This is a genomic window from Halomonas urumqiensis (assembly GCF_003028575.1).
In the GTDB taxonomy this organism is placed as follows: Bacteria; Pseudomonadota; Gammaproteobacteria; order Pseudomonadales; family Halomonadaceae; genus Halomonas; species Halomonas urumqiensis.
In genome coordinates, this window is the sequence record NZ_PYUD01000007.1 from 64,111 (window position 1) to 78,419 (window position 14,309).

Sequence of the window (14,309 nt, forward strand, 5' to 3'; positions counted from 1 at the left end):
GGACGGAAGGATGGATTCATGCTGACACCCCCACGCGGCCTGCTGGCCACCGCGTTGGTGACAATTCTGCTTGCAGGTTGCGCCTACCAGCCCGGTATCGTCGAACGCATGGCGGATGATGACCCTGCCAGTCTGCTCGAACAGGCGCAACAGCAGGATCCTGAACAAGCGGCCCAGACCCGACTGGAAGCGGCGGAGATTCTAGCACGTCAGGGCAATGCCACCCAGGCTCTCGACGTCGCCAGCACGATTGATGACGCACGCCTGCCCCCTCAAGCACGCGCCCGCTGGGCGCTGCTGCTCGCCGAGCTTGGCGACTCGCTCGATGACCCTTCGGCGGTGATCCAGGCCGGCCAGAACATCGATGAGCTCGACCTTTCGGCCGACAGGCGACTCGCGTTGCGCGAACAACTGGGCATGGCGCTTCTTGACATCGGCGAGCCAGCCGCCGCTGCCCAAGCCCTGCTCCGGGTGCAGGCGGATACCGACGACGAATCACTCAACGATGCAATCTGGGAGGCCATCGAGCAACTCGAAGGTGGCGCACTTTCCGACCTTGGCCGCGACGGTGACTCTCTGACCCTTGGCTGGGTTCGCCTCGCCGAACTGGTACGCAGCGGCGGGGGCGACATCGAGCGCCTCTTTGCACGCCTCGATGACTGGCGTGAACGCAACGCTCGCCACCCGGCGGCGCGCAGCGTGCCGGCCGAGTTGCTGGCACTGCGCGAGCTGCGTGGCACGGAGGTCAGCCACATGGCCGTGCTGCTGCCTGAATCCGGCCCCCTGGCCGGCGCCGCTCGCGCCATCCGGGAAGGCATGCGTATGCATCATCAGAACGCCATCAATGGAGGCGGCAGCGGGACTCGGTTGAGTTTCATCGACTCAAGCCAAGGCAGCCTGGACGCTCTCTACCAGGAAGCCCGCAATCGTGGCGCCCAGGTAGTGATCGGCCCGCTAGACAAGGACCAGGTCACCGAGCTCGAGACAGGTGACAGCGTGCCACTGCCGACACTGGCATTGAACTATGGCAACAGCGAAAGCAACCAGGCTCGGCGCCTTTACCAATACGGCCTGTCGGCGGAAGACGAGGCACGCCAGGTAGCACAGCGCGCCTGGGTCGATGGGCACCGCAGCGCTGGACTGCTGGTGCCAGACAACGACTGGGGCCGCCGCGTTGGCGAGGCATTCTGGGATGAATGGCGGGCGCGTGGTGGGGAGGTCAGCAATGCCGTGCGCTACAACCCCAATGCCGCGGCCACCGAAAGCACGCGTCGCGCCATCACCAACCCACAGCCGGACATGCTGTTCCTGCTCGCCTTACCGGAATATGCCCGCCAGGTTCCCCCGACCATGGATTATTACTACGCTGGCGAACTACCGGTATATGCCACCTCTCACCTGTTCGAGGGGCGCCTGAACCCACAGCGCGACCATGATCTGGACGACGTTCAATTCGTGGACATTCCCTGGCAAATCCCCGATGCCGCGGTGGGCGGCGAAGATGCCCTGCCCTTCACCGCCAGCTACCGCCAGTTGCGCGAAGAGTCGGACCCAGGCATGTTCCGACTGATGGCCATGGGCGTCGATGCCTATGAACTCGGACGTCGGCTTCCTCAGTTCCAGGCCATGTCCGGTAGCGAAATGTTTGGCGCCACAGGCACGCTGCGTGCAGGTCAGGATGGCCGCATCCAGCGCCAGCTTCCCTGGGCGCGTTTCGTCAATGGCGTGCCTCAGCCGATCCTGATCCCCGGCATCTTCGGCGATGAACGGGCCGAGTGACGCACGCGCACGTGGCGAGGCCATCGAGCGCCTCGCCGCCGATTGGCTAGCCGCCCATGGCCTGGTGCTGGTCGCCAGCAACCAGCACGCCAAGGGTGGCGAGCTCGACCTGGTGATGCGTGACGATGACGTACTGGTCTTCATCGAGGTACGCCATCGCGCGGATGACCGCCACGGGCATCCCCTCGAGACCATCACCCCCACCAAGCAACGCCGCCTGATCAAGGCCGCGCGTTTTTATCTCCAGCGCAACCGGCTATCATGTGCTTGCCGCTTCGATGTGCTGGCTGTCACCGGCCAGCCACCCGCCCTGGAGTTCATGTGGGTGGCCAACGCCTTCGACGCGCACTGAACGGTATCGCCACACCGCAACCAGGAGTCAGGGCTCAGCATGGATTTCCAGCAGCGCATACTCGGCCTCTTCAATGCCAGCATCGACACCAAGACCTACGCAAGCGAGGTGCTGCCACCGTTCATCGAGGTGGCAAGTCAAATGATGGTCCAGTGCCTGGTCAGCGAAGGCAAGATCCTGGCCTGCGGCAATGGCGGAAGTGCCGGTGACAGCCAGCATTTCTCATCGGAACTGCTCAATCGCTTCGAGCGCGAGCGCCCGAGCCTGCCGGCCCTGGCGTTGACCACCGACACCTCGACACTGACCTCTATCGCCAACGATTACAGTTACAATGAGGTGTTCTCCAAGCAGATCCGCGCCCTGGGCCAGCCTGGCGACATTCTCTTGGCAATCTCCACCAGCGGCAACTCGGCGAATGTCATCCAGGCCATCCAGGCTGCCCATGACCGTGACATGACCGTCGTTGCGCTCACCGGTAGAGACGGTGGCAACATGGCGTCGCTACTCGGCCAGGACGACTGCGAAATACGCGTACCGGCCACCTCCACAGCGCGCATTCAGGAGGTCCACCTGCTGGTGATCCACTGTCTGTGCGACCTGATCGACGAACAACTCTTCGGCACAAGCGAGTGATCACCATGACCAGGAAGTCTCTGCTCACCCCCCTCCTGCTGAGTATCATCCTCGGCATCAGCGGCTGCACCACTGTCACCGGGGTTACCCATTCAGGCCCCATTCAGGAAAACTACGGTGAACGAACCGCCGGCGCGCGCGTCGAGGACCAGAACATCCAGACCAAGATCAGCCACAACCTTGGCCGCACTGACGCACGCCTTGGCGATGCCCGCATCAACGTGGATGCCTACAATGGTGTCGTTCTACTGACCGGTCAGGTGCCTAGCGAAGAACTCAAGACGCTGGCCGAAGAGGTGGCCCATGAGGTTCGCAACGTCCGTGAAGTGCACAACGAACTGTCCATCGCCGGCAACCTGCCCGCCAGCCAACGGCTGGCCGACACCTGGCTTACCACGCGCATCCGCACCAACCTTGCAGCCAACGAGCAAATCGAATCGCGGCGCCTGCAGATAGTCACCGAGAATGACAGCGTCTACCTGATGGGCATCGTGACGCGCGCCGAGGCCGACCGCATCGTCAATGCCGTATCGAGCATTGGTGGCATGCAGCGTATCGTCAAGGTTTTCGATTATCTCGACTGAGCACACTGAGTACACGCTTCCCGGTTGCACAACGGCAAAAAACATCGGCATGAAAATGAACGGCAGTCCCGAGGGCCTGCCGTTCAAGTCATCCCGGAAAGGATGTGGATAAGCGCGCTGTTGATAGATTGATGTAGATAGACGTGATGGAGAAAGCGATAAGGGTGGCGCGCATGGATCGACGCGATGTGGAGTGCGGGGTGCGTGTGCCGCCCTACTTGATCACTCGCAACGACGGCTTGCCCTTGCGTGGCGCCGAAGCCCCGGACGTCTTGTCGGTAGAGGCATCGTCATCTGGCGATTCATCACTCGCATCAGAGTCGGCCGGCACATCGGCATCCACGCTGCTCAGTGACGGTCCTTCCTCGTCACTATCGCTTTCCGCTGCTTCCATCGGCATCACGGGTTCATGACCGAACACCATGCCAACGCCATTTTCGCGGGCATAGATAGCGATCAGCGCCGAGGTGGGCACCATGACCTGCATCGGCTTGCCACCGAATCGTGCGCCGAACCCCAGCGCCTCGTTCTCGATGAACAGGTCACGCACGGCGGTTGGCGCCATGTTGAGCACGATCTGTCCGTTCTGGACGAACTGCCTTGGCACCTCGACACCTGGCTGGTCCGCATCGACGACGATATACGGCGTCAGTTCGTTGTCCAGCAACCACTGATATAACGCGCGTGCGATATAGGGGCGGCTTGATTGCATCACTTGGCCCTCCGCATCGTTGGAAACATCCCGGCGATGCCGGGATGGCAGGTGTTCAGGCACGCATCTCGCGTTCGTTCTCGCTCAACGAGGCCTTGAAACCTTCACGATCGAACACCCGCTCCATATAACCGAGCAGTGGCTTGACCTGCTTCTCCGGCAACTCGATGCCAAGCGCAGGAAGGCGCCACAGCAACGGTGCCAGGCAACAGTCCACCAGGGTGAACTCGTCACTCATGAAGAACGGCATGTCTTCGAAGATCGGCGAGATGCCCACCAGGCTCTCGCGCAGCTCCTTGCGCGCACGTTCAGCATCCTTCTTGGGCCCCTGCTCGATCTGCGCCACCATCGGGCACCACTCGCGCTCGATACGGTGCATCCACAACCGGCTCTGGGCACGCGCCACCGGGTAGACCGGCAACAGCGGAGGATGCGGGAACCGCTCGTCGAGATACTCCATCATTACCTTGGATTCATAGAGCACGAGGTCGCGATCGATCAGCGTCGGGACGCTGTTATAGGGGTTGAGGTCAGCCAGCTCCTCGGGGCGCTGCTCTTCGGTGACCTCGACGATGTCAACGGCCACACCCTTCTCGGCGAGCACGATACGTACGCGATGACTGAAGTGATCATCACCCCCGGAATAGAAGGTCATCGACGACCGCTTGGCCACTACACCCATGAAACATTCCTCACATCAGTTCGAACCGCAATGATAACACGACAGCCCCTGGCTTGAGGGGCACTGCAGACACCATCGACTCTACCGCCAGACCGAAGACGCCACAGGGGCGCATGACTCAAGAAGGCCATGCGCCCCTGTCGGCTTCACAGGCAGCGGGTCAGTGAATGTCGCGCCAGTACTCACGCTTGAGCAGGTAACCAATCACACCGAAGATGAAGATGAAGATCAACACCTTGGGTGCCAACGCCTGGGCCTGCAGCTTGGAAGGCTCACCGGCATAGACCAGGAAGTTGGTCAAGTCATAGACGGCTTCCTCGAACTCATCCGGCTCCATGGAGCCCGGCTGCGTCACTTGCAACACGTCGCATGACTGATACTTGCCAGTCAACGTATCGAGTTCCGCTCCCTCCATGGGACGATCGCTTTCAGCGCAGACCTTCTCCTGCACGCCCTGAAGTGGCTCGAGCACATTGGGCATCGCCACCAGGTCAAACACTTCATTGTTGACGCCCGTGGGACGGCTCGGGTCCTTGTAAAAGGTGAGAAGGTAGGAGTAGAGCCAGTCGCCACCACGCAGGCGCCCATGCAGCGTCAGGTCAGGCGCGGGAGCCCCGAACCAGTTGGCGGCATCCTCCTCGGTCATGGCATTGTGCATCTGGTCGTTAAAGGCCAGGTCAGAGGAGAAGATCAGGTTGTCCTCTACCAGATCCTGTGGCATGCCGAAGTCTTCGGCTGCCCGAGCGAAACGCTGATGCTCCATCGAGTGACACCCCATGCAATAGTTGACATAGAGTTGCATGCCACGTTGCAGGGATTCCTGATCCTTGAGATCAGGCGTCATCGAGTAAGGCACATCCACGGCGACGGCTCCCATGGCACTGAAAGGCACCAGCGCGAAGAGCAGTGCGAACAGTTGCTTTTTCATTAGCCAGTCACCCTTTCCGGAACGGGTTTGGTCTTCTCCAGCCGGGTATAGAAAGGCATCAGCAGGAAGAAGGCGAAGTAGATCAGCGTGCACACTTGCGCCAGCAGCGTGCGACCGGCGGTAGATGGCAGCACACCCAGGATGCCGAGTATCACGAAACTCACCGCGAACAGCGCCAGCATTACCTTGGACATCCAGCCCTTGTAGCGCATCGAGCGCACCGGACTGCGATCCAGCCACGGTAATACGAACAGCACGGCGATGGCTCCCCCCATGCACACCACACCCAGGAACTTGGCGTCCAGGCCGAACAGCGAGAAGTTGATCGCCCGCAGAATCGCGTAGAAGGGTGTGAAGTACCACACCGGTGCGATGTGATCCGGCGTCTTGAGGGGGTTTGCAGGCTCGAAGTTGGGCTTCTCAATGAAGTACCCACCGCCTTCCGGGAAGTAGAAGATCACCACCGCGAAGACGAACAGGAACACCGCCACACCAACGATATCCTTCACCGTGTAGTAGGGATGGAAGGGGATGCCGTCCAGCGGCTTGCCGGATTCGTCCTTCTTGTCCTTGATATCGATGCCGTCGGGATTGTTGGAACCCACTTCGTGAAGCGCGATCAAGTGAAGCACCACCAGCGCCAGAATCACGATTGGCAATGCCACCACATGCAGCGCGAAGAAGCGATTCAGTGTGATACCGGAGATCAGGAAGTCACCGCGCACCCATTGGGCGAGGTCTGGCCCGATACCGGGAATAGCGGAGAACAGTGAGATGATGACCTGCGCACCCCAGTAGGACATCTGGCCCCACGGCAGCAGGTAGCCCATGAAGGCCTCTGCCATCAGCAGCAGGTAAATGGTCATGCCGAAGATCCACACCAGCTCACGGGGCGCCTTGTAGGAACCATAGAGCAGGCCGCGGAACATGTGCAGGTAGACCACCACGAAGAAGGCCGAAGCCCCGGTAGAGTGCATGTAGCGAATCAGCCAGCCCCACTCGACATCGCGCATGATGTACTCGACGGAGGCAAAGGCGCCTTCCGCGGAGGGGTTGTAGCTCATGGTCAGCCACACACCGGTGAGAATCTGATTGACCAGCACCAGCAGCGCCAGGGAACCGAAGAAATACCAGAAGTTGAAGTTCTTGGGAGCGTAGTATTTCGTCAGGTGCTCTTGCACCATCTGGGTGGCCGGAAAGCGGTCGTCAACCCAGCGCATCAGCCCACGCTCCGCCTTCGCCTTGTTCGGGTTACCCATCAGGCAGTCTCCTCATCTTCACCGACGATGATGATGTCATCGGTCTCGAAGCGATAGGGCGGAACCTCCAGGTTGGTCGGTGCCGGCACATTGCGGAACACGCGACCCGCCAGGTCGAAGAAGGAGCCGTGGCAGGGGCAGAAGAAGCCACCGGGCCAGTTGTCCACTTCCACCGCGTCTGGCTCAGGGCGAAAAAGCGGCGAGCATCCCAGGTGGGTGCAGATACCGATCAATACGCCAATTTCCGGGCGAATGGAGCGCAGCGGACCCGACACGTAACCAGGCTGCTGCGGTTCTTCGGAATCTGGATCGGCGAGACGTGAAGCATCAAAGTCTTCGATACGCTCGATCATCTCTGGTGAACGATTGATGATCCACACCGGACGACCGCGCCATTCCACCGTCATGCGCTGTCCTGCTTCAAGCTTGGACACATCGGCCTGCACGGGCGCACCCGCCGCTCTCGCCCTGGCACTTGGCTGCCAGGAAGCCACAAAGGGGACCGCTACCCCGACGGCACCCACCGCACCCACTACGGTGGTGGCACCCACGAGGAAACGGCGCCGACCCTTGTTTACGCCGTTATCTGCCATTTCAAGGTTTCTCCCATCAGCTTACCCGCTGTTCCATCACGGGCAGGAAAGCATCCCGCGACCACGGATACCAAATGCGGTCTATAGTAAGAAAATGCGCCACACCATACAAGGACGGCGACCATTGACCATGGTGGTAGTTCGCGCACAATATCCTGATCCGTAAAACAAAACGCCCGAGTCCATGGACTCGGGCGTTGTCGCTGGCAGTTCGCTCGACTGACCTTTTCGATCAGCGCTTGGAGAACTGCGGACGACGGCGGGCCTTGCGCAGGCCGACTTTCTTACGCTCTACCTGACGCGCGTCACGAGTGACGTAGCCGGCTTCACGCAGGGAGCCACGGAACTCCTCGTTGTACACCATCAGTGCACGCGTGATGCCGTGACGGATAGCGCCCGCCTGGGCTGAACCGCCGCCACCCTTGACGGTGACATAGACGTCGAACTGGCCGAGCGTCTCGGTGAGTTCGAGGGGCTGACGAACGACCATACGGCCCGTCACGCGGCCGAAATACTCGTTGAGATCACGATTGTTGACAGTGATCTTGCCGGTTCCCGGCTTCAGGAAGACGCGCGCGGTAGAGGTCTTGCGGCGCCCGGTACCGTAATACTGCTGTGTCATGGCGAAGACTCCCTCAGATGTTCAATTCTTGCGGCTGCTGGGCTGCATGCGGATGCTCGGTGCCGGCGTAGACCTTGAGTTTGGAATACATGGCACGACCCAGGGGACCCTTCGGCAACATGCCTTTAACGGCGGACTCGATGATGCGCTCCGGCGCGTGTTCGACGAGCTTGTCGAAGGTCATGGAGCGCAGGCCACCCGGATAACCGGTGTGACGATAATAGGTCTTGGCGGTGGCCTTGTTGCCGGTGACCTTCACCTTTTCGGCATTGATCACGACGATGTAGTCGCCGGTATCGACATGCGGAGTGAATTCCGGCTTGTGCTTGCCACGCAGGCGACGAGCGATTTCGGTGGCCAGACGGCCGAGCGTCTTGTCCGCGGCGTCGACGACGTACCAGTCGCGCTGGACGGTCTGCGGTTTGGCAGTGAACGTCTTCATGGATGTATCACCAGATCAGTGTATTGGGTTCTGCCGCCGGCGTGCCGGCATTGAACCATCCCTATTCTTCTTGGTTGTCCCGCCCAGGAGGACGACACAACGGTCGAGCGAGCGCGCATTCTACACTAGTCGCGACCCGTAGGAAAAGGGCTGCGGACGATCGCCGCACTGGTGGGGCATAAGGCCTGTCGCCATCGATCCGCGGGAGTGAGGCGCGGGACGACTAGGGCTTATGAGGCAATGCCAGGTACTCGCGCGACTGCATCTCCTGCAACCGCGACAAGGTGCGTTTGAATTCAAACTCCAGGCGGCCATCGGCGTAGAGCTGCTCGGCGGGCACCTCAGCGGACATCAACAGCTTGACACCCCGGTCGTAGAACTCATCGACCATGTTGATGAAGCGCCGCGCCTGATCATCCGTGGCGCCACTCATCCGCGTGACATTGGACACCAGCACGCTGTGGAACTCGCGGGCAAGCTCGATATAGTCGTTCTGGCTGCGCGGTCCGTCGCAGAGCTCGAGAAACTCGAACCACACCACGTCATCGTGCAAACGCCGGGCATGCAGCACCCGGCGATTGATCTCGATGGACTCATCTGGCTCCCCAGCCTGACCGGCGATTTCGCGAAAGCTACGCTCGAGCTCCCGCTCCGCCTCGTCATCGAGTGGAGAATGAAATATCTCGGCTCGCTCCAGGGCACGCAAACGGTAATCGATCCCGGAGTCGACATTGACCAACCGGCAATGACGCTTGAGGAGGTCAATGGCGGGCAGGAATCGCGCCCGCTGCAGGCCATCCTTGTAGAGCTCATCAGGCACGATATTGGAGGTCGCCACCAGTACCACGCCATGCTCGAACAAGGCCTCGAGCAGGTTGGCGAGAATCATCGCATCGGTAATGTCCTTGACGAAGAACTCGTCGAAACAGATCACCCGGACCTCGCCGGCAAACTTGGCCGCCACCAGGCGCAGGGGGTTGCGCTCGCCCTTGTAGTGCTCCAGCTCGTTATGCACGCGCTGCATGAAGCGGTGAAAATGGGTCCGCATTTTCTCGGGAAACGGCAGCGACTCGTAGAAGCAGTCCATCAGGTACGTCTTGCCACGCCCAACTCCGCCCCAGAAATAGACGCCTTCGATATCGGGAACCGCTGGTTTTTCCCGTCGCTCCTCGCCTTTGTCGCGCTTGCCAAACAACCCCGCCATGCGTGATGCAAGCCCCTGCTCCGGCGGCAAAGAACGCGGACGCCTCTGCGGCGTGGACAGAAGATCGTCGTACAGACGCTGGAGATGCTCGACCGCCCGCTCCTGCGCTGCGTCGTACTGGAAGTCATCACGCTCGAGGTCGGCACGATAGCGCGCCATGGGGCTCAAGCAGGCATCACGGGAGTCTGACATGGGCGAAGGTGTCTGCATGGCAACGAGGACTGCCTGTCATGGATTGGATAATAGATAATGAAATGCGCATTATACGCATCCGAGCTGGCAAGCGCATCGCCGCCACGCGTTGACCCGTCAAGCTACCTGGACCCTATAATGGTGCGCCAGGGCCTTACGCCCTATCGATACCGGCCTTGCCTCGCGCACCGGTTCGTCCCAATGCCGCAGGGGGAAAGACGTGGACGAGAGCAATATCAACTGGATTTTCGCTGTGGCCAGCCTGTGCGCTGGTATCGGTATCGGAGCACTGGGCTATCACCTGCTCAACGCCACGGCCGCGCATCAGCAGAAACTGCGCCAACGCCTCGCGGAGCGCGACCGCGAACTCGTCGCCCTCAAGGAGGGCATCGGTGATCACTTCGACGACGTCACGGAGCTCGTCGAGAGCCTCAAGCGCGACAGCGATACACTCTCGCAAAGGCTCGCTGAACATGCCACGACCCTCAAGCGCTCCACGACTGCGCAGAAGACGCTGGAGTTCATGCCTGCACATGAACCGCCACCTGCGGAAGATGTCGCTCAAGCCGACGCTGAGATGCCGACCCCGCGCGACTACGCAGACGGAAGCGGTGGCACATTGTCCGAGAGTTTCGGACTGAAGCGCGATGCCGACAAGGGCGAAACATCGCCACCCCGTTATTGATCGGCTGCCCGGCGATCAGGCCGGGTTGTCGATATCCACAAAGCGATGTTCGATAGAGAACCGCTTTGCAAGCCACTCGCCCAGCGCCTGAACGCCATAGCGCTCAGTGGCATGGTGGCCAGCCGCCAGATAATGAATCCCCTGCTCACGGGCCAGATGCGTGGTGCGCTCGGATATTTCTCCGGAAATGAACGCATCGGCTCCCGCCTCCCTGGCGGCGGAAATCATGTCCTGAGCACCGCCGGTGCACCAGGCGACCCTGCGGATCTCGCCGCCATGCGGCGACTCGATCAGTAACGGCTGGCGCGCCAGGCACTCCCCGACATGGGTAGCCAACGCCGCGGCATCAAGCGGATTGGCAGGCGAGCCCAGCCACAGCAGCCCTTCTCCCAGCTCGCCATCAGCGCAGCCGTCCACGCGAAAACCCAGGCGCCTTGCCAGTTCCGCGTTGTTACCAAGCGTCGGGTGGGCATCCAGTGGCAGATGATAGGCCAGCAGGTTGATGTCGTGGCGCAGCAGACTCTCGATCCGCTGGCGCTTCATCCCCGTGATGGCCACCGGCTCGTTCTTCCAGAAGTAGCCATGGTGCACAAGCAGGACATCCGCCCTCCATGCCACCGCTTCATCGATCAGCGCCTGGCAGGCGGTCACGCCTGTCATCACGCGCACCACCCTGTCCCGGCCCTCGACCTGCAGGCCATTGAGCGTGTAATCCTTGAAGCGTTGTACGGCGAGTTCCCGGTCGCAGGCCGCCACCAGTTCATCACGATTCATCGTCTCGTCTCCGGACGTCGTCTGGGTGTCAATGTTACAATCCAACCATTGTAACCAGCGGGCGACTGCCTGCGCGACCGCCCACGACAAGGATTCTTGCCGCATGCAACGCTCCCTGCCGCGCTCTGTGCTGCCCTATCTGTTACCTATCGCCATCGGCGTGCTGCTGGCGGTTGTGCTACTCAATACCTTTCCTCAACTGACCGGACGACAGCAGGCAGACCCCCAGCCGACCACCCCGGCGCCTGACCAACCCACCGAACAGCCCCCTCAAGTCCAGCCCCCCACCGCGGTATCGCCCGATGTGCAGGCACCGCACGAACCAGGCTCGCGACCTTCCCCGGAGATTCGCGAGGCGGCACCACTGAGTCGCGATCAGGGGCCGGTCAGCTATGCCACGGCTGTCGAGCGAGCCGCCCCCGCAGTGGTCAATATCTACTCGTCGCGTGTGGTGGAACGCGAGCAACACCCCCTGATGTCCGACCCCTTCTTCCGCCAGTTCTATGGCGACGACATGCCGGCTCGCCAGCGCATGCTATCGAGCCTCGGCTCTGGGGTGATCATCAGCGAAGATGGTTACGTCTTGACCAACCACCATGTCATCGGTGGCGCCGACCAGATCCAGGTCGCCCTGCGCGATGGCCGTGAGACACTGGCCGAAGTGATCGGTACGGACCCGGAAAGCGATCTTGCGGTACTGCGCATCGACCTCGACGACTTGCCGGTGATCGAGCTCGCCGACTCGACCGAGGTGGCGGTGGGCGATGTATCACTGGCCATCGGCAACCCCTTCGGTGTCGGGCAGACCGTCACCATGGGCATCATCAGCGCCACCGGCCGAAGCCACCTGGGGCTGAATGCCTACGAGGACTTCATCCAGACCGATGCCGCGATCAATCCCGGAAATTCCGGTGGCGCCCTGGTCAACCCGGAAGGTGCCATGATCGGCATCAACACGGCGATCTTCTCGCGCTCCGGTGGCTCGCAGGGCATCGGCTTTGCCATCCCCGCCAACCTTGCCCGCAACATCCTGGAGGAACTGGTGACCCAGGGGCGGGTCATTCGTGGCTGGCTGGGTGTCGAGGCTCAGGAGATGAACCAGGAACTGGCCGCCTCCTTCGGCCTCAACACCCCACGCGGTGTGGTGATCGCCGGCGTGGTCGCCGATGGCCCCGCCCACGAGGCCGGCCTGCGACCAGGCGATGTGCTGCTGAGGATCGATGGCCAGCCCATCATCGATGCCCGACAGACCATGAGCGACATTGCCGATATCCCGCCCGGTGATACGCTGCCGCTGACCGTGGTGCGCGGCGGAGAAACACTGGAGTTGAGCATCGAGGTAGGCGAACGCCCGCCCCCCCGGCTTCAGGAACCGACACAAAGCCAGTGAACCGGCATTCGCACCATTATCGACAACCCCCGTCATCGACTGGCCCATCACCGAAAGGCCCCGCCGTGGCGGGGCCTTTCGGGTCGCGCCTTGGGTATCGGCAGCCAGGCGGCTACTTGATGCGATACTCGGCGGATCGGGCGTGGGCGGTCAGAGATTCCCCCCGAGCCAGGGTAGAGGCGATCTTGCCAAGCGCCGAGGCGCCTTCAGCGGAGCAGTGGATGATCGATGAGCGCTTCTGGAAGTCGTAGACCCCAAGCGGCGATGAGAACCGCGCGGTGCCGGAGGTAGGCAGCACATGGTTCGGCCCGGCGCAATAATCACCCAGCGCCTCGGCGGTGTAACGCCCCATGAAAATCGCGCCAGCGTGGCGGATGTCAGGCAGCCACTCCTCGGGATCGGCCACCGATAGCTCGAGATGCTCCGGGGCGATGCGGTTGATCAGCGCAACGGCCTGCTGTCGATCCTCACAGTGAATCAGCGCGCCACGCCTTGCCAGCGACTCGCGCACGATCGCCTCGCGTTCCAGAGTCGGCAGCAACCGTTCGATGGCCGCCTCGACCGCCGCCAGGTGCTCGGCGTCCCAACTGACCAGGATGGCCTGGGCGTCTTCATCGTGCTCCGCCTGGGAGAACAGATCCATGGCAAGCCACTCGGGGTCGGTGCCACCATCGGAGATCACCAGAATCTCGGAGGGACCCGCGATCATGTCGATGCCCACCTGGCCGAATACCGCGCGCTTGGCAGTCGCCACATAGATGTTGCCGGGCCCGACGATCTTGTCGACCCGCGGCACTGTCTCGGTGCCATAGGCAAGGGCCGCCACCGCCTGGGCGCCACCGAGAGTGAAGACGCGATCAACACCAGCGAGATGTGCGGCCGCCAGCACCAGTTCGTTGAGCACACCATCCGGGGTCGGCACTACCATGATGATCTCTCGCACACCCGCCACATGAGCGGGAATGGCGTTCATCAGCACCGAAGAGGGATACGCCGCCTTGCCACCCGGCACATAGATGCCGGCACGATCCAGCGGGCTGACCTTCTGGCCAAGCACCGTGCCATCGGATTCGGTGTACTGCCATGATTCGGGCTTCTGGCGCTCGTGATAGAGACGAATGCGCTCGGCGGCACTCGCCAGCGCGTCACGCTGCTCGGCACCCAGGCCATCATGGGCCTGGCGAAGGCGCTCGGGGCTGAGCTCGAGCTCGGCCATGCTGGATACCGCCAAACGATCGAAGCGATTGCTGGTCTCGATCAGCGCGGCATCGCCACGCGTCCTGACCGCGTCGAGAATCTCCTCGACCCGATGCTGGACATCCACATCGGAAACGCCTTCCCAGGCGAGCAACGCGTCAAGGCGAACGTCAAAATCTGACGCATTGGTCGCCATGCGGGAAATGACGGGGCAAGCGGTGGTATCGGTCATGGGGTCATCCATAGCAATCGAATCTGTCAGGAATACCGAGTCAAGCGCC

The 14,309-nt window shown here is 61.6% G+C and carries 16 protein-coding genes; 6 read left to right on the top strand and 10 right to left on the bottom strand.

The features are described from left to right. Positions 1-18 precede the first annotated feature (18 nt). The 4 genes from C6V82_RS15200 to C6V82_RS15215 are packed head-to-tail and all read left to right on the top strand — an operon-like array spanning position 19 to position 3,348. A complete protein-coding gene (locus C6V82_RS15200) occupies positions 19-1,779 on the top strand; it encodes a penicillin-binding protein activator (RefSeq protein WP_102588580.1) in 1,761 nt (586 codons plus the stop codon). Further along, positions 1,763-2,131 carry a YraN family protein gene (locus C6V82_RS15205; RefSeq protein ID WP_102588579.1) on the top strand — a complete coding sequence of 123 codons (369 nt, stop codon included), beginning with the start codon at positions 1,763-1,765 and terminating at the stop codon, positions 2,129-2,131. The genes C6V82_RS15200 and C6V82_RS15205 overlap by 17 nt, the downstream gene beginning before the upstream one ends. Before the next feature lie 39 nt (positions 2,132-2,170). Then, entirely contained in the window at positions 2,171-2,764 is a 594-nt protein-coding gene (locus C6V82_RS15210) for a phosphoheptose isomerase (protein ID WP_102588578.1), read from the top strand. Between the two features lie 5 nt (positions 2,765-2,769). Continuing rightward, complete coding sequence (locus C6V82_RS15215) at positions 2,770-3,348, top strand: BON domain-containing protein (RefSeq protein ID WP_102588577.1); 579 nt, start codon at positions 2,770-2,772, stop codon at positions 3,346-3,348. 214 nt (positions 3,349-3,562) lie between these two features. Here C6V82_RS15215 and C6V82_RS15220 read toward each other — a convergent pair whose 3' ends face one another. The 8 genes from C6V82_RS15220 to zapE form a co-directional block, all read right to left on the bottom strand. Then, the gene (locus tag C6V82_RS15220; RefSeq protein ID WP_102588576.1) at positions 3,563-4,060 is read right to left on the bottom strand and encodes a ClpXP protease specificity-enhancing factor; all 498 of its coding nucleotides are present in this window, start codon (positions 4,058-4,060) and stop codon (positions 3,563-3,565) included. A 55-nt stretch (positions 4,061-4,115) separates the two neighbouring features. Next, positions 4,116-4,742, bottom strand: a complete 627-nt coding sequence (gene sspA, locus C6V82_RS15225; protein WP_102588575.1) for a stringent starvation protein SspA — start codon at positions 4,740-4,742, stop codon at positions 4,116-4,118. Between the two features lie 160 nt (positions 4,743-4,902). Then, positions 4,903-5,670 carry a cytochrome c1 gene (locus C6V82_RS15230; protein WP_102588574.1) on the bottom strand — a complete coding sequence of 256 codons (768 nt, stop codon included), beginning with the start codon at positions 5,668-5,670 and terminating at the stop codon, positions 4,903-4,905. Continuing rightward, a complete protein-coding gene (locus C6V82_RS15235) occupies positions 5,670-6,929 on the bottom strand; it encodes a cytochrome b (RefSeq protein WP_102588573.1) in 1,260 nt (419 codons plus the stop codon). Before C6V82_RS15235 ends, C6V82_RS15230 begins: the two co-directional genes overlap by 1 nt. After that, positions 6,929-7,522, bottom strand: coding sequence for a ubiquinol-cytochrome c reductase iron-sulfur subunit (gene petA, locus C6V82_RS15240; protein ID WP_102588572.1), 594 nt, complete (start codon positions 7,520-7,522; stop codon positions 6,929-6,931). The genes C6V82_RS15235 and petA overlap by 1 nt, the downstream gene beginning before the upstream one ends. A 232-nt stretch (positions 7,523-7,754) precedes the next feature. Beyond that, entirely contained in the window at positions 7,755-8,144 is a 390-nt protein-coding gene (rpsI, locus tag C6V82_RS15245) for a 30S ribosomal protein S9 (protein ID WP_102588571.1), read from the bottom strand. 13 nt (positions 8,145-8,157) lie between these two features. Continuing rightward, on the bottom strand, positions 8,158-8,586 hold the full coding sequence (gene rplM / locus C6V82_RS15250; RefSeq protein ID WP_102588570.1) for a 50S ribosomal protein L13: 429 nt from the start codon (positions 8,584-8,586) through the stop codon (positions 8,158-8,160). 223 nt (positions 8,587-8,809) lie between these two features. Next, positions 8,810-9,982 (bottom strand): cell division protein ZapE, encoded by a 1,173-nt coding sequence (gene zapE / locus C6V82_RS15255; RefSeq protein WP_180978299.1) that lies wholly within the window; start codon positions 9,980-9,982, stop codon positions 8,810-8,812. Positions 9,983-10,202: 220 nt separating this feature from the next. Between zapE and C6V82_RS15260 the strand changes: the two genes are divergently transcribed. Continuing rightward, positions 10,203-10,667, top strand: coding sequence for a Z-ring associated ZapG family protein (locus C6V82_RS15260; RefSeq protein ID WP_180978298.1), 465 nt, complete (start codon positions 10,203-10,205; stop codon positions 10,665-10,667). Between the two features lie 15 nt (positions 10,668-10,682). Here C6V82_RS15260 and C6V82_RS15265 read toward each other — a convergent pair whose 3' ends face one another. Beyond that, entirely contained in the window at positions 10,683-11,441 is a 759-nt protein-coding gene (locus C6V82_RS15265) for a Nif3-like dinuclear metal center hexameric protein (protein ID WP_102588567.1), read from the bottom strand. A gap of 115 nt (positions 11,442-11,556) precedes the next feature. Here C6V82_RS15265 and C6V82_RS15270 point away from each other — a divergent pair, with 115 nt between their 5' ends. After that, positions 11,557-12,831 (top strand): Do family serine endopeptidase, encoded by a 1,275-nt coding sequence (locus C6V82_RS15270; protein WP_102588633.1) that lies wholly within the window; start codon positions 11,557-11,559, stop codon positions 12,829-12,831. 112 nt (positions 12,832-12,943) lie between these two features. Here C6V82_RS15270 and hisD read toward each other — a convergent pair whose 3' ends face one another. Further along, complete coding sequence (hisD, locus tag C6V82_RS15275) at positions 12,944-14,260, bottom strand: histidinol dehydrogenase (RefSeq protein WP_102588566.1); 1,317 nt, start codon at positions 14,258-14,260, stop codon at positions 12,944-12,946. Between the last annotated feature and the right edge of the window lie 49 nt (positions 14,261-14,309).